Origin of the sequence: Thermocrispum municipale DSM 44069 (genome assembly GCF_000427825.1) — a bacterium.
In the GTDB taxonomy this organism is placed as follows: Bacteria; Actinomycetota; Actinomycetes; order Mycobacteriales; family Pseudonocardiaceae; genus Thermocrispum; species Thermocrispum municipale.
Genome location: NZ_ATYT01000005.1, coordinates 92,520 through 118,662 on the forward strand (window position 1 = coordinate 92,520; position 26,143 = coordinate 118,662).

General features: G+C 69.5%; 19 protein-coding genes and 1 riboswitch. Of the genes, 11 read left to right on the forward strand and 8 right to left on the reverse strand.

Annotated features, from left to right (window positions below; all coding sequences use genetic code 11):
- Positions 1 to 29: 29 nt before the first annotated feature.
- A complete protein-coding gene (locus YWM_RS0105695; protein ID WP_245565933.1) occupies positions 30 to 1,253 on the reverse strand; it encodes an aminotransferase class V-fold PLP-dependent enzyme in 1,224 nt (407 codons plus the stop codon).
- Positions 1,250 to 2,041 (reverse strand): tryptophan 2,3-dioxygenase, encoded by a 792-nt coding sequence (locus YWM_RS0105700; protein ID WP_028849901.1) that lies wholly within the window; start codon positions 2,039 to 2,041, stop codon positions 1,250 to 1,252. The genes YWM_RS0105695 and YWM_RS0105700 overlap by 4 nt, the downstream gene beginning before the upstream one ends.
- Positions 2,042 to 2,535: 494 nt before the next feature.
- On the opposite strand from YWM_RS0105700, the gene YWM_RS0105705 reads away from it, so the two are divergent.
- Complete coding sequence (locus tag YWM_RS0105705) at positions 2,536 to 4,299, forward strand: glycoside hydrolase family 3 protein (RefSeq protein WP_052344599.1); 1,764 nt, start codon at positions 2,536 to 2,538, stop codon at positions 4,297 to 4,299.
- 66 nt (positions 4,300 to 4,365) lie between these two features.
- Positions 4,366 to 5,343 (forward strand): hypothetical protein, encoded by a 978-nt coding sequence (locus YWM_RS0105710; protein ID WP_028849903.1) that lies wholly within the window; start codon positions 4,366 to 4,368, stop codon positions 5,341 to 5,343.
- A gap of 3 nt (positions 5,344 to 5,346) precedes the next feature.
- On the opposite strand, the gene YWM_RS0105715 is transcribed toward YWM_RS0105710, so the two are convergent.
- Positions 5,347 to 6,798, reverse strand: a complete 1,452-nt coding sequence (locus YWM_RS0105715; protein WP_052344600.1) for a beta-N-acetylhexosaminidase — start codon at positions 6,796 to 6,798, stop codon at positions 5,347 to 5,349.
- Between the two features lie 297 nt (positions 6,799 to 7,095).
- Between YWM_RS0105715 and YWM_RS0105720 the strand changes: the two genes are divergently transcribed.
- The gene (locus YWM_RS0105720; RefSeq protein WP_028849905.1) at positions 7,096 to 8,841 is read left to right on the forward strand and encodes a serine/threonine-protein kinase; all 1,746 of its coding nucleotides are present in this window, start codon (positions 7,096 to 7,098) and stop codon (positions 8,839 to 8,841) included.
- A gap of 426 nt (positions 8,842 to 9,267) precedes the next feature.
- Here the strand turns inward: YWM_RS0105720 and YWM_RS0105725 are convergent, their stop codons facing one another.
- The 3 genes from YWM_RS0105725 to YWM_RS0105735 are packed head-to-tail and all read right to left on the reverse strand — an operon-like array spanning position 9,268 to position 12,916.
- Complete coding sequence (locus tag YWM_RS0105725) at positions 9,268 to 9,936, reverse strand: potassium channel family protein (protein ID WP_028849906.1); 669 nt, start codon at positions 9,934 to 9,936, stop codon at positions 9,268 to 9,270.
- The gene (locus YWM_RS0105730; protein WP_245565934.1) at positions 9,929 to 11,341 is read right to left on the reverse strand and encodes a TrkH family potassium uptake protein; all 1,413 of its coding nucleotides are present in this window, start codon (positions 11,339 to 11,341) and stop codon (positions 9,929 to 9,931) included. Before YWM_RS0105730 ends, YWM_RS0105725 begins: the two co-directional genes overlap by 8 nt.
- Before the next feature lie 9 nt (positions 11,342 to 11,350).
- Positions 11,351 to 12,916 (reverse strand): dolichyl-phosphate-mannose--protein mannosyltransferase, encoded by a 1,566-nt coding sequence (locus tag YWM_RS0105735; RefSeq protein WP_028849908.1) that lies wholly within the window; start codon positions 12,914 to 12,916, stop codon positions 11,351 to 11,353.
- 92 nt (positions 12,917 to 13,008) lie between these two features.
- Between YWM_RS0105735 and rsmI the strand changes: the two genes are divergently transcribed.
- On the forward strand, positions 13,009 to 13,842 hold the full coding sequence (rsmI, locus tag YWM_RS0105740) for a 16S rRNA (cytidine(1402)-2'-O)-methyltransferase (protein ID WP_043659956.1): 834 nt from the start codon (positions 13,009 to 13,011) through the stop codon (positions 13,840 to 13,842).
- On the opposite strand, the gene YWM_RS0105745 is transcribed toward rsmI, so the two are convergent.
- The gene (locus tag YWM_RS0105745) at positions 13,839 to 15,104 is read right to left on the reverse strand and encodes an MFS transporter (RefSeq protein WP_028849910.1); all 1,266 of its coding nucleotides are present in this window, start codon (positions 15,102 to 15,104) and stop codon (positions 13,839 to 13,841) included. The genes rsmI and YWM_RS0105745 overlap by 4 nt on opposite strands.
- 22 nt (positions 15,105 to 15,126) lie before the next feature.
- Positions 15,127 to 16,440 carry an aminodeoxychorismate synthase component I gene (locus tag YWM_RS22380; RefSeq protein ID WP_052344633.1) on the reverse strand — a complete coding sequence of 438 codons (1,314 nt, stop codon included), beginning with the start codon at positions 16,438 to 16,440 and terminating at the stop codon, positions 15,127 to 15,129.
- Positions 16,441 to 16,580: 140 nt separating this feature from the next.
- Between YWM_RS22380 and metG the strand changes: the two genes are divergently transcribed.
- The 7 genes from metG to YWM_RS0105785 all read left to right on the forward strand — a co-directional run bounded on the left by metG (position 16,581) and on the right by YWM_RS0105785 (position 26,083).
- Positions 16,581 to 18,371, forward strand: a complete 1,791-nt coding sequence (gene metG / locus YWM_RS0105755) for a methionine--tRNA ligase (protein WP_028849911.1) — start codon at positions 16,581 to 16,583, stop codon at positions 18,369 to 18,371.
- On the forward strand, positions 18,368 to 19,198 hold the full coding sequence (locus YWM_RS0105760; protein ID WP_028849912.1) for a TatD family hydrolase: 831 nt from the start codon (positions 18,368 to 18,370) through the stop codon (positions 19,196 to 19,198). Before metG ends, YWM_RS0105760 begins: the two co-directional genes overlap by 4 nt.
- A 356-nt stretch (positions 19,199 to 19,554) precedes the next feature.
- Positions 19,555 to 20,931: a resuscitation-promoting factor gene (locus YWM_RS0105765; RefSeq protein ID WP_052344634.1), complete on the forward strand. Its 1,377-nt coding sequence runs from the start codon at positions 19,555 to 19,557 to the stop codon at positions 20,929 to 20,931.
- A 42-nt stretch (positions 20,932 to 20,973) separates the two neighbouring features.
- Entirely contained in the window at positions 20,974 to 21,816 is an 843-nt protein-coding gene (gene rsmA / locus YWM_RS0105770) for a 16S rRNA (adenine(1518)-N(6)/adenine(1519)-N(6))-dimethyltransferase RsmA (RefSeq protein WP_043659841.1), read from the forward strand.
- A gap of 116 nt (positions 21,817 to 21,932) precedes the next feature.
- A riboswitch (SAM riboswitch) is annotated at positions 21,933 to 22,025 on the forward strand.
- Between the two features lie 193 nt (positions 22,026 to 22,218).
- Entirely contained in the window at positions 22,219 to 23,262 is a 1,044-nt protein-coding gene (locus YWM_RS22385) for a methionine ABC transporter ATP-binding protein (RefSeq protein WP_052344635.1), read from the forward strand.
- Positions 23,263 to 23,331: 69 nt separating this feature from the next.
- Positions 23,332 to 24,294 (forward strand): 4-(cytidine 5'-diphospho)-2-C-methyl-D-erythritol kinase, encoded by a 963-nt coding sequence (locus YWM_RS0105780; protein ID WP_028849915.1) that lies wholly within the window; start codon positions 23,332 to 23,334, stop codon positions 24,292 to 24,294.
- Between the two features lie 28 nt (positions 24,295 to 24,322).
- Positions 24,323 to 26,083 carry an ABC-F family ATP-binding cassette domain-containing protein gene (locus YWM_RS0105785; RefSeq protein ID WP_028849916.1) on the forward strand — a complete coding sequence of 587 codons (1,761 nt, stop codon included), beginning with the start codon at positions 24,323 to 24,325 and terminating at the stop codon, positions 26,081 to 26,083.
- Positions 26,084 to 26,143: the final 60 nt, after the last annotated feature.

The window sequence follows — 26,143 nt, forward strand, 5'->3', positions numbered from 1 at the left end:
GGTCGTCGGTTGGTCGCGCCGACTCAGCGTCACGACCACGTGTCGGCCGCGATGACCTCCCCGAGCGCTTGCATGGCATCGCGCAGCTGAGCGTCCGACAAATACGGAGCGGGCCCGAACCGTAAGTACGCCCCTCGCGAGTCGGTCGACACCCCACGGTCGGCCAGCGCGCGACAGATCCGGCCGGCCTGCGGGCTGCGCAAGGCGAGAAAGCCGCCCAGTTGATCCAGCGTCGCCGAGCGGTCCCGGGTGATGACCTCCTCGGGCAGGTCGAGCGCGTCGAACGCCTCGGCCAGCACGCCGAGCTGATGCCGGGCGACCGTGCGCAGGAGCGGCTGCCGCAAGCCGTGGTCCTCGCGGAACTGGAAAACCCGCGCGGCCCGGTAGTGGCTGGTCGGGTCGTAGGTGGATCCGGCAAACCGCGCTCCGCCCGCCGGATACGCCGTGCGGTTCGGGTCGGCCTCCTCGGCCAGCTCGGAGAACTCGGCGAACCAGCCCGTGACGACCGGTCGAAGCGACTGCGCATGCGCCGGCAGGCGCAAGAAGCAGTTGCCTTCTCCCAGCTGCAAGTACTTGTAGCCGCCGCCGACCACCCACGCGTCGGTCAACCCCAGCTCGGGCAGCGACACCGGAACGACGCCCAGTGCGTGATAGACGTCGACCACCAACTCAGCGCCGTGGCGCCTGCAGGCGGCCATCGTGGTGTCCAGGCCAGGCACGATCCGGCCCGTCTCGAACAGCACCATCGACACCAGCACCACGGCGGTCTCGTCGTTCACCGCGGCGGCCAGCCGCTCGGCGAGCGAGTCGACCGGCTCGGCAGGCACGCGGACGACCTCGAACCCCGCCTCGGCCAGCCTGCCGAACTGCCGCCGCGCGGTGTGGAACTCGCCGTCGGTGGTGACCAGCCGCGGCCGCTTGCGCAGGTCCAGCGCGGACAACATCCGCACCAGCAGCTCGTGGGTGTTGGCGCCCAACGCCAGGTCGCCGCCCGCGTCGTCCAGCAGCGCCAAGTAGTGGCCCGTCACGACATCGGCCTTGGCCTGGGCTCGGTCCCACTTGGTGTCGACATGCTCGGCGGCGTCGGTGAAGGCCTCCGTAAGCCCTTCCGCGGCGACATCCGGCCACGCCTGGTGCGAGTGCCCGGTCAGCAGCAGGCGTTCGGAGACGCGGAAGGCCGAGTAGTGCGGGGCCAGGGCGTTCGGTGTGCCGCGCAGATCTGCCAGTTGCACGGCGGGAACGTGCAGCGTCACAGCCGGTTCCTCACCGCCCACAGGTCGGGGAAGTGCGGCTTGCCCACGGTGGTGCGGAGATAGGCCGCACCGGGGGACCCGCCGGTACCGGTCTTCTCGCCGATGGTCCGTTCCACCATCTTCACGTGCCGGTAGCGCCACTCCTGCACGCCTTCGTCCAGGTCGACCATGTGCTCGCACACGTTGGCCGGGCTCTCGTCGTCCCGGTAGACCTGCAGCAACAGGTCCTGCACCTTTTCCGACGGCTGGTACGGCGTGCTGACGTCCCGCGCCAGGATCTCGTGTGGCACGTCGTAGCCGTGCTTGGCCAGGTAGTGCAGGAACGAGTCGTACAACGAGGGCTTGGACATCCGGGCGGCGATGTTCTCCCTCGCCGCGGTGCCCTCCGGGTAGTGCCGGAAGACGGCGGTGTCCCGCCTGCCGAGCACCGCTTCCAACTCACGGAACTGTCCGGACTGGAAGCCGCTGGAGGCCTCCAGCCGGTCGCGGAAGCTGGTGAACTGGCTGGGCGTCATCGTCTCCAGCACGTCGATCTGCGCCACGTTGACCTTGAGGATGGTCAGGATCCGGCGCAGCGTGCGGATCACGTGCGAGGTGTCGCCCGCTTCGAGCCTGGCCTGCAGGTGATCCATCTCGTGCAGCAGCTGCTTGAACCACAGCTCGTAGACCTGGTGGATGACGATGAACAACATCTCGTCGTGCTCGTCGGAGCGGGGTCGCTGCGCATTGAGCACCTCGTCGAGCGCGAGATAGGACGTGTAGGTCAGTGCAGCATGCTGCTCGGTCATGGTGTGTCACCTCGTCGACGTCCCGCTGTGGCGATCGGCCGACAGCGCCGTTGCAGTGGTGGGTTCCGGCGTACCGGGTGGGCACTCTCGCGCGCCGGGTTCGGCCCGGACAGCGTGGGGCAGAACTGTGTGCGGGACACCGAGGTGCCGCCACCTGTACTGCCGAAATGCCCTCGGTGACGGTATGCCGAGAGCGGCGTCGTGCGCCGCCCGATTGAGTGTAACGTCGGTCACGACTTTCGTCGGGTTGCCTGCGCGCTGCCCGACCTGTTCGCTTGACGGTGGGCTGTCTCGCGTCCGGAGCACTCGACGTGCCCGCGCCCGCATCGACGTCCTTCACCCGCAGATTTTTCACTTGCCACCCGTTTGTGCCGTGAAGCCTTGACCTGATCGAGTGGCATACGTAACTTTCTGTGGCGGCGTCACTACAGGCGTCACCGGATTGGGGAGGGCTCATGTCGCATCGCGGTGGTCGGCGCCGTTGTGTTCTTGGCATGTCCGCAGTACTCGTCGCGGGGTTGGCGGTCATGGCGCCATCGGGTGCCGCCGCGGCACCCACGGCTGCCTCGCCCGCCGACCGTGCGGCGGCGAAGCTGGCGGAGATGACGCTGGAGGAGAAGGTCGGCCAGCTGTTCGTCACCGAGGTCTACGGCGGCGACGCGAACACTCCGGACCAGCGCAACGTGGACAGCTACGGCGTGGCCACTCCGGCCGAGGTGGTGCAGAAATACCACCTGGGCGGCGTCATCTACTTCGCCTGGAGCAACCCGACCAACGAACTGAAGCAGATCGCGACGCTGTCCAACGGCCTGCAGAAGGCGGCGCTCGAGGACGGCCCGGAGGTCCCGCTGCTGGTCGGCACCGACCAGGAAGGCGGGCTGGTCAGTCGCATGGGCCCGCCGTTCACCGCGATGCCGGGCAACATGGCGCTCGGCGCGAACGGCAAGACAGCGGACACGCGCGCCTCGGCCAAGGTCATCGGCAAGGAACTCAAGGCGCTCGGGGTGAATCAGAACTACGCCCCGGACGCCGACGTCAACGTCAACCCGCTGAACCCGGTGATCGGGGTGCGGTCGTTCTCCTCCGACCCGCAACTCGCGGCGAAGCTGACCACGGCGGCCGTGCGGGGTTACGAGCACGACGCGAAGATCTCCGCGACCCCGAAGCACTTCCCCGGTCACGGTGACACCGAGACCGACAGCCACACCGGCATTCCGGAGATCGACCACTCGCGCCAGGAGTGGGACGAGCTCGACCGGCCGCCGTTCGAGGCAGCGGTCAAGGCCGGTGTCGATTCGATCATGACCGCGCACATCGTCGTCCCGGCACTGGACCCGAGCGAGGACCCGGCGACGCTGAGCAAGCCGATCCTGACCGGCATCCTGCGTGAGGAACTGGGTTACGACGGCGTCGTGATCACCGACTCGCTGCGGATGGACGGCGTGCGGGAGAAGTACGGCGACGAGGAGATCCCGCTGCGCGCGCTGGAAGCGGGCGTCGACCAGCTGCTGATGCCGTACGACATGGACCTGGCGTACAACTCGGTGCTGGACGCGGTGAAGTCCGGCCGCATCACCGAGGAGCGGATCGACCAGAGCGTGCAGCGCATTCTCGAGCTGAAGTACGCCAAGGGCATTGCCGACGACCCGTACGTGGATCCGGACAAGGTCGACAAGCTGGTCGGCACACCGTCCCACCAGGCGACCGCCAAGCGGGTCACCGACCGGTCGGTGACCGTGGTCGCCAACGAGAACGACGCGCTGCCGCTGGCCAAGAAGTCCAGGGACGTGCTGGTCACCGGCTACGGCGCGGCAACCACCACCGATGTCGCCAAGGAGTTCACCAAGCGGGGCGCCAACGCCTCGGCGTTGGAGACGGGTGCCGAGCCGACCGATGCGCAGATCGACGAGGCGGTGGCCAAGGCGAAGGCCAACGACTTGACCGTCGTGCTGACCATGAACGCGTCCGACCTGAAGGACACCGATCCGGACGGCAAACAGCGCCAGCTGGTCAAGTCGCTGTTGGCCACCGGTAAGCCGGTCATCGTGGTGGCGGTGCGCAACCCGTACGACATCGCGTACTTCCCCGAGGCCCCGACGTATGTGAGCACCTACTCGTACAGTCCGGTCATGGCGCCGTCGCTGGCCCGGGTGCTGTTCGGCGAGGTGTCCCCGAAGGGCAAGCTTCCGGTCTCGATCCCGAGCGCGGAGGACCCGGACACCACGCTGTACCCGCTGGGTCACGGGCTCACCTGGTGACGCGAGTGTTCGGAGGTTTGACCGTTTCGTCCGCGCTGCCCGTGGTGGCGGGATACGCTCCCGATCATGGTGCGTGCGAAGCGGTTGCTTGCCGTCGGACTGATCGGTCTGCTGGCGGTCTCCGGCTGTTCGACAGAGTCTCCCGGTGAGCCGACGCCGGCGAACGTCGGCAACGCTTCCGGCTTGGCCGGGGCGCTGCAGCGGGTGCAGTCGACTCCCGAGACACGGCAGAGCTTGTCCTACGGTGATGTGGCCGCGGTGCAGCAGCTGATCAAGGCGGACGAGAGGCGGTTCCGGCTGATCGACGGAACGGGTCTGGACCACCTGTTCAACTACCGCAAGCTCATCCAGGAGGGCATCGACCTCGATCTCTCCGTCATGCGTGAAGCGATCACCGCAGGGGTTCCGCCGCGGTGGGCGGGAATCGTGATCGGCGACTACGACGTGGCCGCGGTCGACAAGCGCATCGCCGCGCGCGACGTGCCCCAGGAGAAGGATGGCGACGCCACGGTCTGGACCTCGGGGGCCAACGGCGAGATCAACCTGGACAGCGGCCCGTTCCAGGACATGGTGCAGCTGTCCGAGTTCAACAACATCCGCACCGAACCCGGTGCCTTCAGTTACGCGCCGATGGCCGACGCATTGGCGTGGGTCACGAAGCCGGAAGGGCAACGGCTGGCCGAGGACGAAGGCATGAGTGCCGCGGCTTCCTGCCTGGGCGATGTGGTGGCGGCACGGTTGGTCCGGGACTCGAACGCTCCAGACGTGGTGGTGGCGGTCGGGGTCCGTGCGCCGAGCGCGTCGGAGGTCACCGAGGTCGTGTGCTTCGGCTCGCCCAACGGTGACGCGGAGGAACTGCGCGCCAGGATCACCACGGCTCTGGAACAAGCCGGGGGAGAACCCGCCGGGATGCTGAGTGACGCCGAGGTCGGGGTGGACGGCTCGACCGTGCGGCTGGTGCTGACACCGGGGTCGGACGAGCCGGTTGGACGCACCCTCCAGCTGCTGCAGGACGGCACGTTGATTCGTCTGGTCTCCCGCTGAGCCTTACCAGGGCACGTCGGGCGACGGGTGGAAGGCCACGCCTTGGGCCTTGAGCCGGGGCCCGTGCTGGGCCAGCCGCTGACGGAAGTCGTTCCAGTCGCGTCGGCTCTGCGGCGTCCAGCCGACCTCGGCGACGGCCGCGATCCGGGGGAACGCCTGCCGCTCGATGTCCTCCTCGGTCTCCACCAGCTCGGTCCACAACGGAGCCTCGACACCGAGGACGGCGGAGTCGTCGACACCCTTCAGGTAGCCGGCCGGGTCCCAGTCGTAAGCGGTCTGCACGCTCACCGGTCCCGCCCACTTGTTGCCCCGGCTGTCGGACTCGAAGTACTTCATGTCGATGTAGCTCTTGTCGGCCGGGGACATGAGCACCTTGTTGCCCGCCCGGGCCGCGGCGGCGGTGGCGTCGTCGGCCCGCTCGATCCGCCAGTACTGCACCACGGCTTCCTTCGGCAGGTCGACCTGGGCGTACTCGTGCCAACCGACCGGCTTCTTGCCCGCCCGCAGCACCATCGGGAGCACCTTGCGCATGAACGTGCGGTATTCGGCGGGCTTGGTCGACTGCGCCTCGTCGCCGCCGATGTGCAGATACGGGCCCGGGGTCAGTTCGGCCAGCTCCGAGATGACGTCCTGGACGAACCGGTAGGTCTCCTGCTTGGTCACGCACAGCGTGGAGAACCCGACCTGGGTGCCGGTGTACGGCCGGCGCGGTCGACCGTCGCAACTGAGCTGCGGGTAGGCGGCCAGGGCCGCTTGCGTGTGGCCGGGCATGTCGATCTCCGGCACGATCGTCACGCCGCGCCGCTGGGCGTAGCGCACGATCGAGGAGTACTCGCGCCGACTGAACCAGCCACCCTTGCCCCCGTCGACCTGGGTTCGGCCGCCGACGGTGGTCAGTTTCGGCCACTTGCGGATCGCGATCCGCCAGCCCTGGTCGTCGGCCAGGTGCAGGTGCAGGTAGTTGATCTTGTACCGGGCGATCCGGTCGATGTGCCGCTTGACGGTGTCGGCGTCGAAGAAGTGCCGGGCGACGTCCAGCATCGTGCCGCGGTAGGCGTAGCGCGGGTGGTCGGTGATGGTTCCGCCCGCGACGACCAGCTCACCCTGCGGGCGCTTGCCCGCGACGACCTCGGGCGGCAGCAGCTGCAACAGCGTCTGCACGCCGTTGAGCAGCCCCGCGCGGTCCGCGCCGCTGAGCGTGATGCGGGTGCGGGTGACCTCCAGCCGGTAGCCCTGCGCCGGCAGCTCGTCGTCGACGCGCAGCTCGATGACCTGGCCGCGGTCGGTGGCAGGCAGCTCGAAGCCGGTCGAACGCCGCAGCGTGTCCCGCAACAGGTCGGCGGCGTGCTCGGCGTCCGGCGACTTCGCAGGCACGATGGCGGTAGCGGAGTCGATCGGGAAGTTCTCCTCCGGCGCGCGCTGCACGCGCACCGGGGCCGGGATGACGTCGGTCAACTGCGGAGCGCCCTTCGGTAGGGCAACCGGGTCCGGCGCGCGCGACGACGTTGTCGTCGGAGGGGTCGACGACGGCCGCCGGCTCGATGGTTCCTCCGTGGACGTGCATCCGGTGAGCAACATCGCGCCGACCAGGGAGCAACCGAGTGCGCGGACCAGACGTCGACGCACTGAGCGAGTGCCGCGAATATGCACCTGTTCAGGACAACACGGCCACGAATCGGCACGTGTGCCGGGGTGGGGAACGCGGTACCCGACATACTGGAGGCCGGCGCTCGGACGGCGGAAGGAGGGGCCATGTTCACCGACCTGGCCGGCGCCTTGCTGTCGTTCGCCAAGCAGGTGTTCGGCCCGGGCATCTGTCCCGGTGAGTGGGTGTGGGCCACCATGACCGCCGGGGCGCTGATCGCGCTGCTACCGATGCTGGGCGCGCTGATCGTCGCGTCGGTCCGCAAGTTCACCGGCAACACGTACAACACCGCGACCATCGCCACGTTCGGCACCGTCGGCGTGGTGTTCGTCCTGGTACTGCCGTGGATCCTCATGCTGGGCGCGTCCGAGGTGTACCGGGCGGCCTACACCGGCGGTGGCCCCGGCCGGACCGGGCTGACCTTCCCCGAACTGGAGTCGCTGCGTACCTCGGCGTGCGATCTGATCGGCAACCAGCGCAAGTACCTCGGTGGCGGGCCCAACGTCTTCGAGACCGTGTTCTACCCGAACGGCTCGCTGACCTACTGGCTCTACCTGGGGGCGCTGGTCGGGCTGCCGATCCTGGCCGGGCTGTTCATCGTGTTGCAGGCCCGGCTGGCCACCCGGCGTGGTCCCCGTTGGCCCGCGCGGCTGCTGTGGCTGCCGTTCGTCGGCCTGGTGCTGCTGACCGTGCCGGTGAGCGCCAACACCGCGGTGTTCTTGTGGCTGGGTTTCGTGCCGCTGACCATCCTCGGGCTGGTGCCGCTGGTGATGGTCGGGCCGCCGAGCTGGCAGACCATCCGCCGGGCCGAGCGGAAGGCCGCGCTGGCCGCGGCTCCGCCGCCGTACGAACCACCGAAGCCGCCGCCGTACGAGCCGCCGTCGGCTCCGCCGCCACCGCCGCCACCGCCGCCGCGGCAGTACCCGCCGACCGCTGTGGCTCCGCAGCCGAAGCCGGAGCCGCCGGCGCAGCCCCGACCGAACCCGGCTCCGGCCGCCGCGGCCGTCGGCCCGTTGCCGCACAAGCAAGGGCGGTATCGCCGCGTGCGCAAACTGGGGCACGGCGGCATGGGCACGGTGTGGGAGGCCGTCGACACGCAGCTGGACCGTCGGGTGGCGTTGAAGATCGCGCACGCGCCGGACGCCGAGACCGAGCAACGCATGCAGCGCGAGGCCAAAGCGCTGGCGCAGATCAACCACCCCAACTGCGTGCGGGTCTACGACCTGGTCGAGGAGCACGACGGCCTGGCGCTGGTGATGGAGTACCTGGAGGGTGAGGCGCTGGCGTTCGCGGTCGACCGCAACGGCCCGATCGACGACGTGGCCGCGGCCCGGCTGTGGTCGACCATGGCCTCCGCGCTGATCGCCGCGCACGAGCGGGACGTGCTGCACCGCGACGTGAAGCCGTCGAACGTGATCATCGACCCGGCGGGCATGCCGCACCTGATCGACTTCGGCATCGCCCGCAGCAAGGGCGACTCGCAGCTGACCGCCACCGGGATGATGATCGGCACACCGGATTACACCGCGCCGGAGACAGCCAACGGCGCTCCTGCCACGCCCGCGTCGGATGCCTGGCAGCTTGCCGCGACGGTGAGTTTCGCGCTGACCGGCCAGCCGCCGCGCGGGGTGCGGGAGACGCCGATGGCGGCGTTGGTGGCGGCGTCGCGGGCGGAGCCGCCGACCCAGCTGCCGGAGCAGAGCGTGCACGTGCGGCTGCTCCGGGCGGCGTTGGACGCCCAGCCGCGGAACCGGCCGACGCTGCAGTCGATCGTCCGGGAGATGAACGAGTGGCTGGCCAAGGCGGGGGAGTCGCGCGAGGGACCGGTCACCCGCATCATGCCGCGGGCCTGACGGCAGCTGATCGGCGCGCACGGGTGTCGCACGGCATGGAAGTACCGCATCGGCCGCAGGGCAGGCGCGTCGCAACGGCATGGAAGTGCCGCATCGCGCGGCAGGGCAGGCGCGTCGCAACGGCATGGAAGTGCCGCATCGCGCGGCAGGGCAGGCGCGTCGCAACGGCTTGAAAGTGCCGCATCGCGCGGCAGGGCAGGCGCGTCGCAACGGCATGGAAGTGCCGCATCGCGCGGCAGGGCAGGCGCGTCGCAACGGCATGGAAGTGCCGCATCGGCCGCAGGGCAGGCGCGTCGCAACGGCATGGAAGTACCGCATCGGCCGCAGGGCAGGCGCGTCGCAACGGCTTGAAAGCGCCGCATCGCGCGGCAGGGCAGCTGCGCGCTCGAGCGAGCCGGGTGTGCGTGGTCGGTGGGCTGCCCAGCCTCAGGTGAGCTCGGCGAACCGCTCGGTGTCCGACGCCTTCCCGGCCACGATCAGCAGATCTCCCGCCCGCACCTCGGTCTCCGCGGTGGCGTAGGTGAAGCCTTCCCCGCGCCGCTTGATGCTCACCACGGTGATCCCGTACTTGCTGCGCAGCTCCGACTCGCCGAGCGTCTTGCCGACCACCTCGTGCGGCGCCAGGGTCTTCACCATGGCGTAGTCGTCCTCGAACTCGATGTAGTCCAGCATCCGGCCCATCACCAGGTGGGCCACCCGCTCACCCATGTCGTGCTCGGGCAGCACCACGTGGTGCGCGCCGACCCGCTCCAGGATCTTGGCGTGCTGGCGGGACAACGCCTTGGCCCAGATCTTCTTGATGCCGAAGTCCGACAGGATCGACGTGGTCAGGATGCTCGCCTCGAGGTCGGCGCCGATCGCCACCACTGCACGCGGGTAGTCCTGCACGTTGAGCTGCCGCAGCGCCTCTTCGTCCGTGCTGTCGACGACGGCCACGTGGGTCAGATCGTCGGCCCAGGCGTTCACCAGCTTCTCGCTGCGGTCCAACCCGAGCACCTCGGTGCGCCCGGACACCAGCTCGAGCGCCAGCGAGCTGCCGAACCGGCCCAGCCCGATGACGACCGCGCGATTGTCGGGATGCTCTTTCTTAGCCAACGATCGGTCGCTCCTCCGGTAGTTCGTAGCGCCTGCGGCGCTCGCGCAACGCCAGCGCGGTCGCCGTGGTGATCGGCCCGATGCGGCCGACGAACATCACCGCCGCCAGTATGAGCACTCCCGCGGTGGGCAGCTCGCCGGTCACCCCGGTGGACAGCCCGACGGTGCCGAACGCGGAGATCACCTCGAACAACACCCGCTCCAGTCGAATGTCGGTCAGCGCCAGCACGACCATCGTGGTCGACATGACCAGTCCGACACCCAGCAGCGCCACCGTCAAGGCCTGACGTTGCACCATCGGCGACAACCGCCTGCCCATCACGTGCACCGTCGGCTCGCCGCGGATCTCCGCCCAGATGACGAACGCCAGCAGCGCGAACGTGGTGACCTTGATGCCGCCCGCGGTACTGGCGCTGCCGCCACCGATGAACATCAGCACGTCGTAGAGCAGCAGCGACTCGGAGTGCATGTCGCTGACGTCGATGGTGGTCAATCCGATCGAACGCGGGACGACGGATCCGAACAGCGCCGAGACGATCTTGGCGCCGACGCCCATCGGGCCGAACGTCCGCGGGTTGGCCCACTCCGCGACGAGCAGGAACACGAACCCGACCACCAACAGGATCGCCGACGTCAGCAGGGTGATCTTGGTGTGCAGCGACCAGCGGCGCGGGTGCTTGGCCCGCCTGCCCAGCTCGAACAGCACCGGGAAGCCGATTCCGGCGATGATGCCGACGACGGCGACCGGAACGCTCACCCAGCCGTCGCCCGCGTAGCGGGCCAGGCTGTCGGAGTGCAGGGAGAATCCGCCGCCGGTGAACGTCGACACACTGTGGAAGACGCCGGAGTACAACGCCCGGCCGAACGACTGACCGTAGGCGGTGACCAGCCGGATGGTCAGGATCACCGCCAGTATCGACTCGATGACCACACAGATGATCACCACTCGCGTGACGATGCGCCGCACGTCGACGAAACCGATGCCGCGCATCTCGGCCTGCATGGTCATCTGCATGCGCAAGCTGAATCGGCGGGCGACCAGTAGCCCGAGCACCGACGCGATCGTCACGATGCCGATACCACCGATCTGCATCAGCACCAGCAGCACCACGTGGCCGAACTCCGACCAGTAGAACTCGGTGTCGACCACCGTCAGTCCGGTGACGCACACTGCGGACGTCGAGGTGAACAGCGCCGTGACGAAATCGGTGGATTTCCCGCTGGTGGTGGAGAACGGCAGCATCAGCACCACGGTGCCGAAGAGGATGAATCCGGCGAACAGGGTCAGCACTGCCCGGGTGGGGTGCCCTCCGCTGGGCATCAGCTTGCTCAGCGCCCGGCGCGTCGACGCGACGGGTGTGAGCGGACGTGAGGGTGGATCCCCCGGCGCGCCGCGCTCGATCACGTCAGCAGCTTACTTCCACGAGGGCAGCCACAGCTCGGCTTGCCAGTGCGCATTCGTGATCGAGTCCCCATTGAGAATCGGCCAAAGCCAGACGAAGTTCGCAACCACCAGACCGACGTACAACGACACCGCCAGCAACCCGGTTCCCCGGCGTTCCAGACCCGCCTGCGCACTGCCCAGAACCTGGCCGAGGACCAGGGTCAACGCCAGGATCAGAAACGGTGCCATCGGCGTGGCGTAGAAAAAGTACATCTGCCGGTCGACGTCGCGGAACCAGGGCAGGAATCCGGCGAAGTAGCCGGTCAGCACCATCGCGTAGCGCCAGTCGAGCCGGAAGATCGACCGCCACAGACCCCACAGCAGTACCGGCACGGACAGCCACCACATCGCGGGCGTACCGATCAACATCGTCGCCCGCACGCACACGTCGCGCCCGCAGCCTGCGGCCTCGGCGCCGTCGCCCCAGTAATAGAGCATCGGCCGCAGGCCCATCGGCCATGTCCACGGCTTCGACTCCCACGGGTGCGGATCACCCTTCGGGGTGTGCAGCCCGGCGTGGAAATCCAACACGTTGACGTGGTACGCGAGGAAGGACCGCAACGTGTCGGGCAGGAAGGCGAGCAAGCCGCTCTGTTCCTGCGCGATCTCCACATAGTTGCGGTCGGTTGCGGTCTCGCTGGCGAACCAGGCCCACCAGGTGGCGAGGTAGACCGCGACGGCCAGCACGCCGAGCGTCAGCACGGCAGGCAGCAGGTCGCGCCGGAGTACCCCGCGCAGCGGACGCTCGACCCCAGCGGTCCGCCGCGCGCTGAAGTCCATGGCCACCGTGAGCAGCCCGAACGCCACCACGAAGTACATGCCGGACCACTTGACGCCGCAGGCCAGGCCGAGCAGCACGCCGACACCGACCCGCCACCAGCGGTAGCCGAGACGTGGGCCGTACGGGTCGTCGATCCAACCGCGGGTTACCGCTTCGGCCAGGCGTTCGCGGACCTGTTCGCGGTCCATCACCACACAGCCGAAGGCCGCCACCACGAACACGGTGAGGAAGATGTCCAGCATCCCCATCCGGGACTGGACGTGCAGCACGCCGTCGGCGATCACCAGGACGCCCGCGATGGCGCCCAGCAGCGTCGACCTGGTCAGCCGCCGCGCGATGCGGACGACCAGCAGCACCAGCACGATGCCGAAGATCGCGGCGCTGAACCGCCAGCCCCAGCCGTTGTAGCCGAACAGCCACTCGCCGATGGCGATCAGTTGCTTGCCCAGCGGCGGATGGACGACGAGCTCGTAGCCGTAGTTGTCCTCGTAACCGCCGTTGCGCAGCATCTGCCACGCCTGCGGCACGTAGTGCTTCTCGTCGAAGACCGGGGTGCCGTGGTCGGTCGGCCAGCCCAGGTTCCACAGCCGCACGATGGCGGCCAGCGCGGTGACGACTCCGGTGACGATCCACGACCGTGCGCGGTCCGACGGGAGCGGGCGCCCACGCAGCGCCAGCACGGCGTCGGAAGGTGGACGGCCACCGCCGAAGCCGCGGGGGCTCGATCGAAGGTCGTCCGGCAGAACCGCGGTCACGGGAGCCCATGGTAGGTCCAGCCGGGTGAGGCCGGTGTGGCTTGCCGGGCCGATACCCGGCGATATCCGCATAAGATCGCCGGGTGACCGGAATGCTGGTACTCGCCGCCACCCCGCTGGGAGACAGTCGAGACGCCTCGCCGCGCCTACGGGAGGCGCTGGTGACCGCGGACGTGATCGCCGCCGAGGACACTCGCCGCACACGTGCGTTGGCCGCAGCGCTGGGTGTGCGCCCCGAGGGACACATCGTCAGCTTCTACGACGCCGTCGAGCTGGACAAGGTCCCCATGCTGATGGGCGCGATCTGGGAAGGCGAAACGGTGCTGCTGGTGACCGACGCGGGCATGCCGAGCGTCTCCGACCCAGGGTTCTCGCTGGTCAACGCTTGTCTGGACGCCGGCCTCCCGGTGACGTGCTTGCCGGGGCCGTCCGCCGTCACCACGGCGCTCGCGCTCTCCGGGCTGCCCGCCGACCGGTTCTGCTTCGAGGGCTTCGTGCCGCGCAAGGACGGCGCGCGCCGTGCCTTCTTCCGCGAGCTGGCCTACGAGCGCCGGACGACGGTGTTCTTCGAGTCCCCGCATCGGCTGGCTCGCACGTTGGCCGATGCCGCGGAGGTGCTGGGTGAAGACCGGGTCGCTGCGGTGTGCCGGGAGCTGACCAAACGGTACGAGGAGGTTCGCCGGGCGCCGCTCGGTGACCTGGCGGACTGGGCCGCCGGGGGCGTCAAGGGCGAGATCACCGTGGTGCTGGCGCCTGCCGAAAAACCACCGCCGCCCGACGTCGAGGAGCTCGTGCCCTACGTCGAAGCCGAGGCCATGGGTGGCGAGCGGCTGAAGGACGTCGCGACTTCGGTGGCGCAGCGCGCCGGGGTGTCCGCCCGCGACCTGTACAACGCCGTGCTGGCCGCCAAGGAGCGACGCGGCTAGCGAGCCTCCCGCGCGTCGAGCTCGCACGCCTGCTCGGGTGTCGGGTGGTGCGGTTCGTCCGGCGTTCGCGGCAACGTCTCCGGCGCGGGCAGCCACACGGCGGCGGCCAGCAGCGTCAACGCCCCGGTAACCCCGAAAGCCAGGGCGAACGAGCTGCCTTCGGCGATCAGCCCGGCCACGTACGGGCCGACGATCGCGCCGACGTCGGCGGCCATCTGGAACGCCGCCAGGACGGGCCCGCCGCGTCCCTTGGCGCCCACGACGTCGGCCACCGCCGCCTGGTTCGGTGGGGTGAGTGCGCCCGTTCCGATGCCGGCCACCGCGCTGGCCAGCAGCATCTCCACCACCGACCCACTCAGGCCCAGCCAGACCACACCGCCGCTGGTGATCACCAGCCCGACGAGGATGAGCGGCTTGCGGCCGATCCGGTCGGCCAGCCTGCCGACCGGGAGCAACGCGACCACGTTCACCGCCGCGTAGACGCCGAACGCGATGCCGGACAGCGACTCGCTCTCGTGCAGCTGTTGGACGATGAACAACGGCAGCAATGCGACCCGCACCCCGAAGACGAACCAGCCGAACGCGAAGTTCGCCAGCAGGGAAGCGCGGTAGGCGTGGTTCCGCAGCGCCTGGCCGAGCGTCACGCCAGGCGCGGTGTCGGCGTCCACCCGTCCGATCAGCGTCGAGTTGCGCAGCAGCAACCAGACCAGGAAGCTCGCCACGAGCAGCAGCGCGGCGTAGATCAGGAACGGCGCCCGCAGCGAGATCACCATCAGGCCGCTGCCGCCGAGCGGGCCGATCACGTTGCCGGTCAGAAAGCCCGCGCCGAACAGCCCGGAGGCCCGGCCACGCAGCGGTGGCGGGGTCAGGTGGATCAACAGCGCCACCGCGGAGACGGTGAACATGGTCGACCCGATGCCGCCCAGGCCACGGAAGACGACCAGCTGAGTGTAGGTCTGCGCGAACCCGGCGGCACCGGTGGAGACGGCCACGATGATCAGGCCGGTCATGTACACCTTGCGCTCGCCGAGCTTGGTGATGAGCGGGCCGGTGGCGGGGGCGAACAGCAGCCGGGCTCCGGCGAACGCGCTGACCACCAGCGATGCGGCGGAGATGCCGACGTCGAAGCTCTTGGCGAAAACCGGGATGGCGGGTGCGACCAGTCCGAAGCCCGCCGCGATGAGCACGTTCGCAGAGACCAGAACCCACACTTCCCGCGGCAGTGCCCGGTAACCGATCTGCGCTTGTGGTGTGCTCGCCACTGACCCTCCTTGGTTAGCCACGCTAACCGAGCCCAACATCGCGAGCGCACCCGGCATTCCCGGCGCCGCGGGCCAACACGGACTCCAGCGGTGCCGCCTTGTGCAGACACTCCTGCCACTCGAGCGCCGGATCCGACGATGCCGTGATGCCCCCACCGACCCCGAGCTCGATCAGTCCGTCCCGCAGCTCCAGCGTGCGGATGGCGACGTTGAGCTCGAGCCCGGCGACCGGGGAGACCATCCCGATGGCGCCGCAGTACACCCCACGAGGGACGGCTTCGAGCTGGGAGATCAACTCCAGCGCGCGGATCTTCGGCGCGCCGGTGACCGACCCGGGCGGGAAGGCCGCACGCAACAGGTCGGCGTCGGTGCGCTCGCGGGCCAGTGTGGCGCGCACGGTCGACTCGAGGTGCCATACGCCCGGAGCGGGACGCACACGCAGCAGCTCGGGCACGGTGACCGAACCGACGACGCTGACCCTGCCCAGATCGTTGCGCACCAGATCGGTGATCATCACGTTCTCCGCCACGTCCTTGACCGACTCGCGCAGCCGTCGCGCGTTGTCGTCGTCCGCGGGCCCGCGGCGCGGGAGCGTGCCTTTGATCGGCGTGGAATGCACCGTGCGGCCGTGCCGTGACAGGAACAGTTCCGGCGACAGCGAGACGACCGCGCCCCACTCGCCGGACAGCAGTGCCGCGCGGCGGGGCCGGAGCGCGGACACGCCCGCGCCGAACAGCTCCGCGGGCCGCCCGTCGAACGTCCCGGTGAAGCGCGTGCAGATGTTGGCCTGGTACAGCTCACCGGCCGCGATGGCTTCCAGGGTCGCCCGCACCGCTTTGGCGTGCGTGGCTTCGTCCGGCCGGTGCAGCACGGTCGGCGTCCAACCGGCAGGTGGTGGGACAGGCTCGGCCAGCACGGCCTCGAGTTCGGCGGCGCGCTCGGCGGGCTCGTCGACCCCGAGCGACTCGAACCACCAGCACCCGTCGGTGTCGAGCCGCAGGACGTGATCGGCCCAGCCCCATACCGCCGACGGCAGCATGCCGCGCGCGCCTGCTGCAGCGGCCAGGTCGTAGCCGAGGTAGCCGAACCAGCCGCCGCCGACCGCTCCGTCACCCGCGGCGTGCACGGGTCGAGCACGCGTCGGGATCTGGTAGGCCTCCTCCGCGCCGGCGGGCCGCAGCCGTACCGACGGGGCCACCACCGCGCGCGAGCCGAACCAGTCACCGACAAGCGCCGCGGGAGGAGGCAGATCACGGCGGCGAGCCCGCTCGTCGAGCACGGCCACGACCGCCTCCACCGGTGCGGAGACGTCCAGCCGAATGCGGTCCACCCTCACCGGCCCATAGTGCAGCCCGCCGCGCCGCCAGAGAAGTCCGAAGTGTGCCGCCTTGCCCGATCGGCCGGCCGGTGCGCGGCCGCCGTACCAGCGTGCTGACCACTGCAAAAGGCGATCGGCGGGCACCGTAGGCTAAAAACATGAGCACCCCGATCCTGACCGCGGTGGCCTGGCCCTACGCCAACGGTCCCCGCCACATTGGCCATGTTTCCGGTATCGGCGTCCCGTCCGACGTGTTCGCGCGATACCAGCGAATGGCGGGCAATCGGGTGCTGATGGTCTCCGGCTCCGACGAGCACGGCACGCCGATCCTGGTGCAGGCGGAGAAGGAAGGCCTCACGCCGGAACAGACCGCGGACAAGTACCACCGCGTCATCGTCGACGACCTGCAGGGCCTCGGCGTCACCTACGACCTGTACACCAGGACCACGACCGGCAACCACGCGCACGTGGTGCAGGAACTGTTCCTGGCCATGTACCGCAACGGTTACGTCATCCCGAAGACCACGCGCGGCGCGATCAGCCCGTCCACCGGACGCACGCTGCCCGACCGCTACGTCGAAGGCACCTGCCCGATCTGCGGCTACGACGGCGCGCGCGGTGACCAGTGCGACAACTGCGGCAACCAGCTGGACGCCGCCGAGCTGATCAACCCGAAAAGCCGGATCAACGGCGAGACGCCGAAGTTCATCGAGACCGAGCACTTGTTCCTCGACCTGCCCGCGTTCACCGAGACGCTGGGCAAGTGGCTGGCGTCGAAGACCGACTGGCGGCCCAACGTCGTCAACTTCACCCGCAACCTGATCGACGACATGCGGCCACGGCCGATCACCCGTGACCTGGACTGGGGTGTGCGGATTCCGCTGGACGGCTGGCGCGACGAACCGCTCAAGCGCTTCTACGTGTGGTTCGACGCGGTGATCGGCTACTTCTCCGCGTCGGTGGAGTGGGCGCGCCGCAGCGGCGATCCGGACGCCTGGCAGGCGTGGTGGAACGACCCGGCGGCGCAGTGTGTGTACTTCATGGGCAAGGACAACATCACGTTCCACGCCCAGATCTGGCCCGCGCTGCTGCTCGGCCACAACGGCCGGGGCGACAAGGGCGGCACGCCCGGCCCGTACGGCGAACTGAACCTGCCGACCGAGATCGCCTCGTCGGAGTACTTGACGATGAGCGGCTCGAAGTTCTCCACGTCCCGCGGCACGGTCATCTACCTGCACGAGTTCCTCGCCGAGTTCGGGCCGGACACGCTGCGGTACTTCATCTCCGCGGCCGGGCCGGAGACCCAGGACGTGGACTTCACGTGGGAGGAGTTCGTCCGCCGGGTCAACTTCGAGCTGGCCAACGAGTGGGGCAACCTGGTCAACCGGGCGCTGTCCATGGCGCACAAGAACGTCGGCGCCATCCCGCGGCCGAGCACGCCGACCGAGGCCGACGAGCAGCTCAAGGCGCAGGCTCGCGCGGCCTACGAGACGGTCGGCAAGGAGCTGGCCCGCTCGCGGTTCCGGGCGGGTATCTCCGAGGCCATGCGCGTGGTGTCCGCGGCGAACAAGTACCTGTCCGACCAGCAGCCGTGGAAGCTGAAGGACGACCCGGAGCGCCGGGACACGGTGCTGCACACGGCGCTGCAGGTGGTGCAGGACGCCAATACCCTGCTGACCCCGTTCCTGCCGCATGCGGCGCAGAAGGTGCACGAGGCGCTCGGCGGCACCGGGGTGTGGGCGGCCCAGCCCGAGGTGTCCGAGGTGGAGGATCTCGATCTGCCCGGCAAGCGGCACGCCATCATCAGCGGTGACTACGCGGCCGAGCAGGCGCGCTGGGAGTCGACGCCGATCGAGGTCGGCCGCCCGTTGGAGAAGCCGAAGCCGCTGTTCGCCAAGCTCGACCCGAAGCTCGCCGAGACCGGCCCGGACTTCGCGCCGATCAAGTGAGTCGCACCGAACGCCCGCCGCTTCCGGAACGGCTGCCCGTCAACGCGGTCGACGCGCACACGCATCTGGACGCGTGCGGGCTGACCACGCCTGCCCAGGTTGCCGAAGCGTTGGACCGTGCCGGCTCGGTCGGCGTCACCCGCGCTGTGACGGTCGCTGACGACCTGACGGCTGCGCGGTGGGCCGCTGAGGCGGCGACGTGGGACGAGCGGCTGTACGCGGCTGTGGCGATCCATCCGACGCGTACCGCGACGTTCGGGGAGAAGGAACAGGCGGAGATCGAGCGCCTGGCGGCCCGGCCGCGCGTGGTCGCGATCGGCGAGACCGGCCTGGACTACTACTGGGACTACTCGCCGCCGCAGGCCCAACAGGAGGCGTTCCGCTGGCACATCGACCTGGCGAAGCGCCTCGGCAAGCCGCTGATGATCCACGACCGCGACGCGCACGACGACGTGCTGCGCATCCTCGATGAAGAAGGACCGCCGGAGACGGTGATCTTTCACTGCTTCTCGGGGGACGCGGGCGTCGCGCGCCGCTGCCTGGACGCCGGGTACGTGCTGTCGTTCGCCGGGCCGGTCACGTTCCGGAACGCCAGACCGCTGCGGGAAGCGGCCAAGCTCGTCCCGCTCGGCCAGTTCACGGTGGAGACGGATGCGCCATTTCTCACACCGCATCCGTTCCGGGGAAGGCCGAACGAGCCGTACTGCGTCGCCTATACCGTTCGCGATCTTGCTGACCTGCGCGAAGAGAGCGTCGAGGAGCTGGCCGAAGCAACCACCGCCGCGGCGGAACGGGTCTTTCGATTCCGTTCCGTGACCTCGAGCTGAACTCTGCGTAATGCCTGATCGGGCGGATTGCTCCACTTGGGTGGGTGAGATACGTCCGATTACTCCGGGAGGTGTTTGCACAAGCCCGCGGTGTCCGTTATTGTCCCGTGACCGTACGACCTCAGGAGGACGCTGAGTAGCGGACTCCACCGGTGTGAGTCACTTTCCCCCGGAGTGGCGCACGCCGGAAGAGCAGGACCCTTACCCCGAAAGGCCTGTACCTCGTGACCGTCGATGAGTGGCGCCGCCCCGACTCGCGCCCATCGAATACCGCAGTTGCAGAGCTTGACTGGCCGCCGCTGGGCTACCGCGACGGCTACCGAGCCCCGGACCACGGCTACGCCGATTTCCCGGGCCTGGCCGAGCTGGACCAGGAACTGGACAGCTCGCTGTTCTCGCCGGAACCGTCGATCACCGAGCAGGACGTGTACGCCTCGCTCGGCCCGCAGGCCGGCGAGATGCTGCGCACCCTGGACATCGACGTCGATGAGCTGATCCGGCTCATCAACGCCGAGACGACGATGCTGCCGCCGATCGAGGAGGAGATCCCGGCGGCCAAGGCCGCTCCCGCGGTCGCCCCCGAGACCTCCTCCGACGAGCCGCAGCAGCAGGTCACCGCGGCGCAGAAGTGGAAGCGGCGCTTCCTCAAGGGCGCCGTCATGGCCGTGCTGGTGTCCATGACCGGCGGCGGCGTGGCGCTCGCGATGAACAAGAGCGTCACGATCAACGTCGACGGCAAGGAACGGGTCGTCTCGACGTTCGGCAGCACGGTCGGCGACGTGCTGGAGGACGCGGGCATCAAGGTCGGCCCGCACGACGCGCTGTCGCTGGCGCCGAACGCCGAGATCGGCGACAACGGCGTCATCAAGCTGGAGCGTGGCCGCCAGCTCACGGTGATCGAGGACGGCAAGCAGCGGCAGACCTGGGTGCGCGCCACCACGGTGCGCGACGCGCTGGTCCAGCTGGGCAAGAGCAACCTGATCGCCCAGGGTGCGTGGATCTCCGCGCCACAGCACGGCGAAGTGCCGTTGGACGGCATGATCCTGGAGATCAAGACCCTCAAGAAGATCACGCTGGTCGACGGCGGTGAGAAGCCGCAGACGATCCAGACGCACGCCATCACCGTCGAGGAGTTCCTCAAGTCCAAGGGCATCAAGATCGGCCCGAAGGACAAGGTGGAGAACGGCCTGACCCGCGAGCTCAAGGACGGCTCGACGGTCGAGATCACCCGTACCGGCACGTTCACCATCCAGGTCAAGGAGCCGATCGAGCCGCCGGTCAAGGAGATCGAGGACGACACCCTCGAGGCGGGCAAGACCAAGGTCGTCGAGGAAGGCAAGGCCGGCCTCGCGCTGGTGACCTACCGGGTCACGAAGAAGAACAACGTCGAGATCGACCGCGAAGAGATCGCCAAGACGGTCATCCGCAAGGCCAAGCAGCGGGTCGTCAAGGTCGGCACCAAGATGCCGGAGATCGACGACGCGGGCGTGTGGGACCAGCTGGCCCAGTGTGAGTCCGGCGGCAACTGGTCGATCAACACCGGCAACGGCTACTACGGCGGCTTGCAGTTCAACAAGGGCACCTGGGACGCCTACGGCGGCGACGCGTACGCGGCGTACCCGCACGAGGCCAGCAGGGAGCAGCAGATCGCCATCGCGACCAAGGTGCGCGATTCTCGCGGCGGCTACGGTGCCTGGCCGGCCTGTGCGGCCAAGCTGGGCCTGCCGCGCTGAGTCGCCACGCACGGTTCGAGCGCCGGTGATTAGGCTGCGCCGGTGACCGTTGCACTCCTGGGACCTGCGGACATCCGCAGGCTGGCCGACGAGCTCGGGGTCCGGCCGACCAAGAAGCTCGGTCAGAACTTCGTGCACGACCCCAACACGGTGCGCCGCATCGTGCAGCTGTCCGGGGTCGGCGGCGACGACGTGGTGCTGGAAGTCGGGCCGGGGCTCGGCTCGCTGACGCTCGGTCTGCTCGCCACGGGCGCGTCGGTGCACGCGGTGGAGGTCGATCCGCTGCTGGCCGGTCGCCTGCCCGAGACGGTGGCCGAGCGCGGGGGCGATCTGGGGCGCCTGCACGTGCTGGCGGCCGACGCGTTGCGCTTGTCCGCACGCGATCTGACCGAGGCGCCGAACGCGTTGGTGGCGAATCTGCCCTACAACGTGGCGGTCCCGGTGGTGCTGCATCTGCTCGCCGAGTTGCCGTCACTGCGCACGGCGCTGGTGATGGTGCAGACCGAGGTGGCCGATCGCATGGCGGCAGGCCCCGGCAGCCGCAGCTACGGTGTCCCGAGCGTGAAGCTCGCGTGGTACGGAAGGGCAAGAAAGGTCGCTGCCGTGCCGCGCGCGGTGTTCTGGCCGGTGCCCAACGTCGACTCCGCCCTGGTCGCCTTCGAGCGCGGCGAGTCGCCCGCCGACGTCCCCGTCCAGGACGTGTTCGCAGTGGTCGACGCCGCTTTCGCGCAGCGGCGCAAGACGCTACGGGCCGCGCTGGCCACGTGGGCGGGCTCCGCGCCACGCGCCGAAGAACTGCTCCGCGCCGCCGGGATCGACCCGGCTACCCGGGGCGAGCAGCTCACCGTTTCGGACTTCACCCGGCTGGCGGCTGCGCGCCGGTAACCGCTCGACGCAGCGTCAAGATCACCTCGGGCGCGCGCGGCGATCCGTGTGATGTGGAACAAGAACGACCGGCCCGGTGTTGCCAGGAATGAGCAACATCGGCTGTAATGCTGGGGTATCCATCCCGAGCGGCCGAGAGACCTGGCTCTATGACGTCGCAGCAACCACCCGCCTCGGCGGGCAGGTGCTTCCGCCAGGACCGATGGAGGAATTCTGACATGTATCGGTCTCGAATGTTGACGAAGCGTCGCGTCGTCGATCAGTGCAAGCGCACCGTCTGCGCTTGTTGCCGCTGACGGCCCATCTCGCCCGCTAAGTCCTTTTCTTCCTTTTCTTTGCAATCCACTCCGCATGCGCTGGGGAAGCGGTGTGCGTTGGGTTGCGCGGCTTCAGGAGACCGACTTGATCACCGTTGACAACATCACCAAGACCATCCCGTCCGACGAACATCCGCCGTCCGCGCTGCGCGGGGTGAAGTTCGACATCCCGTCCGGCGCGATCTTCGGGCTGCTCGGCCCCGCGGGTGCGGGCAAGAGCACGCTGCTGCGGCTGCTCGGCCTGCGCGAGGCTCCCGAGGCGGGCACGGTGCTCGTCGACGAGCTGGACGCAGGCGAGCTGTCCGGTCGCCGGCTGCGTGACCTGCGCGGCCAGTTCGCGCTGGTGGACTCGTTCGGCCTGCGTGCGGAGCGCACCGTCGCAGGCAACGTGGCGCTGCCGTTGGAGCGGCTCGGCCTGGACGGTGCCGCCCGGCGCGCCCGCGTCGCCGAACTGCTCGACCTGGTGGGCTTGACCAGGGCGGCCATCAGCTCGCCCGGTGAACTGAACGAGGGCCAGCGCCGTCGGGTCGTGCTGGCTCGCGCGCTCGCCACGCAGCCGTCCGTGCTGCTGCTCGACGAGCCGACGCTGGGCCTGGACGCCGAGCAGGCAGGCGGCGTGCTCGCCGCGATCGACCGGGCCCGTGCCGAGCTGGGCATCACCGTGGTGCTGGCCACCCGGGAGGCCGACGTGGTGCGTAAGGTGTGCGACGGCGTCGCGCTGTTCGCCGACGGGCGGCTGCTCGAGGCGGGCACGGTGCTGTCGCTGCTGACCGACCAGACCAGCTACACCGCGCACGCGCTGTTGCCGGCCGTGTCGTCGACGTCGCAGGTCGTCCGCGACTACGACGCTGTCGCCGACGTCCTGCTGGTCGGCCACGCCACGGTGGAGACGCTGCTGCCCGCGGCCGAGGACCGCAACGAGGTGCAGATCGCCACCATCAGCGGCGGCAAGACCCGCGTGGTGGAGACGCCGGTGGCCCGCTACCGGATCGGTGTCCGCGGCAGCAACGCCGAGCAGGCGCTGGCGTGGATCCGTGAGCACGGCGGCTTGGTCAGCGCCCAGGCGAGTGCTCCGGCCTCGGTGCGCGCTCGGCGCGCGGTGGTCGAGCAGCTGTTGCAGGCCGCCTGACGCGGGTTCGGCCACCGGACACGGGCGCTGCCGTGGGGTCGCCAAGCATGACAGGCGTACGCTGACATCGTGCTTGCCGTTGTACCACCTCCGGTGACCGTGCGAGTGCCGGCGAAGATCAACCTGCACCTGTCCGTCGGTGACAAACGAGCGGACGGGTACCACGAGCTGACGACGGTGTTCCAGGCGTTGTCGCTGACCGACGAGGTCACCGTGGCCGCCGGGGACGAGCCGGGGGTCGAGGTCAGCGGGGAAGGCGCCGGCGACGTCCCGCACGGCGCGAACAACCTGGCCTGGCGTGCGGTGCGGGAACTGGCGGCACATGTCGGCCGCTCGGAGGACGAGACCAAGGTCCGGGTGGTCATCAACAAGGGCATTCCGGTCGCGGGCGGCCTGGCGGGCGGCAGCGCGGACGCCGCGGCCGCGCTGGTCGGGCTGGCCGCGTTGTGGCGGCTGGACATCAGCCGCGACGAGTTGATGCGGATCGGCGCCCGGATCGGCAGTGACGTGCCGTTCGCGCTCTCCGGCGGTACGGCGCTGGGGACCGGCCGCGGTGAGCAGCTGGTCCCGGTGCTGGGCAGGCACACGTACCACTGGGTGCTGGCGTTCAGCAATCGCGGACTGTCCACGCCGCGGGTGTACGGCGAGCTGGATCGGCTGCGCGAGGAAGGTGACCCGCCGCGGCTCGGCTCGCACCAGCCGCTGTTGGAGGCCCTGGCGTCCGGTGACCCACGTCAACTGGGCCTGCTGCTGGGCAACGACTTGCAGGCGGCCGCGGTGTCGTTGCGGCCGTCGCTGCGCCGCACGCTCCGTGCGGGTGTGGACGCCGGTGCGCTGGCCGGTATCGTTTCCGGGTCCGGGCCGACATGCGCGTTCCTGTGCACCGACGGCGACGCCGCGGTCGAGGTGGCGGCGCAGCTGTCCGGGGCCGGAGTGTGCCGGACGGTGCGTGTGGCGCAGGGGCCGGTGCCTGGCGCCCGGGTGATCAGCAGCGAACCGTCCAGACCGACGCCGCCCGAGGTGCATGCGTGACGACCGTGATCGACCGCGAGGTTGACGCGTGAGCAATCTGATCAACCTGGAGTCCGTCCACAAGTCGTTCGGCGAGCGTGTGCTGCTCGACGGCGTCTCGCTCGGCGTCCACGCCGGGGAGCGCATCGGTGTGGTGGGCCTCAACGGCAGTGGCAAGACGACGCTGCTGGAGCTGCTCGCCGGGCTCGAACCACCGGACTCCGGTCGCGTCAGCCGGGCGCGGGATCTGCGCATGGCGGTGGTGACTCAGCGCAGCGATCTCGATCCGTCCGCCCGGGTGCGTGACGTGGTGCTGGAGGGCTACCGCGCGGATCACGAGTGGGCGGCCGACCCGCGGGTGCGCAGCATCGTCACCGGGCTGGGCATCGAGGCGCTGGGCTGGGAGTCGCCGACCGGCGAGCTGTCCGGCGGGCAGCGGCGCCGGGTCGCACTGGCCGCCGCGCTGGTGCGGGAACTCGACCTGCTCATCCTCGACGAGCCGACGAACCACCTGGATGTCGAAGGCATCCAGTGGCTGGCCGATCACCTGCTGGCGCGCCGGGTGGGTCTGGTGGTCGTCACCCACGACCGCTGGTTTCTCGACACCGTGTGCGACCGCACGTGGGAGGTCGTCAACGGCTCGGTCGAGCAGTACGAGGGCGGATACTCGGACTGGATCTTCGCCCGCGCCGAGCGCGCGAGGCTGGCCGCCGCGGCGGAGGAGAAGCGCAGGAATTTGGTGCGTAAGGAACTCGCCTGGCTGCGCCGGGGACCGCCGGCGCGGACCTCGAAGCCGCGCTTTCGGATCGAGGCCGCCGAGGCGCTGATCGCGGATGTGCCGCCGCCGCGCGACACCGTGGAGCTGCACGCGTTCGCCAAGCGGCGGCTGGGCAAGACCGTCCTGGAGCTGGAGGACGTCTCGCTCACGCTCGGCTCGCATCGGCTGCTGGACAACGTGACCTGGCGGATCGGCCCCGGTGATCGGATCGGCCTGGTCGGCGTGAACGGCTCGGGCAAGACGTCGGTGTTGCGCCTGCTCGCCGGCGCGCTGGAGCCGGACGCCGGGCGGCTGGTGCGGGGTAAGACGGTCCGGTTGGCGTGGCTGCGTCAGGAGCTGGACGACCTGCCCGGGGATCTACGTGTGCTCGAAGCGCTGGAGGAGGTCGCCCGGCGCGTCGTACTGGGCAAGCACGAGCTGTCCGCCTCGCAGTTGGCGGAGAAGTTCGGGTTCCCGCCCAAGCGGCAGTGGACGCCGGTGGACGAGCTGTCCGGTGGTGAGCGGCGGCGGTTGCAGCTGTGCCGCTTGTTGATGGCCGAGCCGAACGTGCTGCTGCTCGACGAGCCGACCAACGATCTGGACATCGACACCCTGCAGCAGCTCGAGGACCTGCTCGACGGCTGGGCGGGAACGCTGGTGGTGGTCTCGCACGACCGGTATCTGATCGAGCGAGTCTGTGACGCCGTGTACGCGCTGTACGGCGACGGTGCGGTGACCAGTGTCCCCGGCGGGATCGAGCAGTACCTCGCGCGGCGGCGGGATGCGGCAGCCGAGAGGAAGCCGGCTCAGCAGGAGTCCGCCAAGCCTGCCTCGCGGGCGGCCGAGCAGCGCGCGGCGCGCAAGGAGCTCGCCCGCCTCGAGCGCAAGCTGGATTCGCTGCACGACAAGGAACAGAAGCTGCATGCCGCGCTGGCGGAGGCGGCCACCGACCCGGACCGGCTGCTCGAACTCGACATGGAGCTGAAGAACGTGCTGGCCGAGAAGGAGTCGGTCGAGCAACGCTGGATGGAGCTCGCCGACACCGTCGAGTAGCCCGTCGGGCTGTCCGGGGGGTCCGCCGTCGAGTAGACGAGCACGGACAGAGGGGTGCGA

Coding starts and splice junctions, on each gene's coding strand:
- YWM_RS0105700 (WP_028849901.1), bottom strand. CDS start 2,041: ATGACCGAGCAGCATGCTGCACTGACCTACACGTCCTATCTCGCGCTC.
- YWM_RS0105705 (WP_052344599.1), top strand. CDS start 2,536: ATGTCCGCAGTACTCGTCGCGGGGTTGGCGGTCATGGCGCCATCGGGT.
- YWM_RS0105710 (WP_028849903.1), top strand. CDS start 4,366: ATGGTGCGTGCGAAGCGGTTGCTTGCCGTCGGACTGATCGGTCTGCTG.
- YWM_RS0105720 (WP_028849905.1), top strand. CDS start 7,096: ATGTTCACCGACCTGGCCGGCGCCTTGCTGTCGTTCGCCAAGCAGGTG.
- rsmI (WP_043659956.1), top strand. CDS start 13,009: ATGCTGGTACTCGCCGCCACCCCGCTGGGAGACAGTCGAGACGCCTCG.
- metG (WP_028849911.1), top strand. CDS start 16,581: ATGAGCACCCCGATCCTGACCGCGGTGGCCTGGCCCTACGCCAACGGT.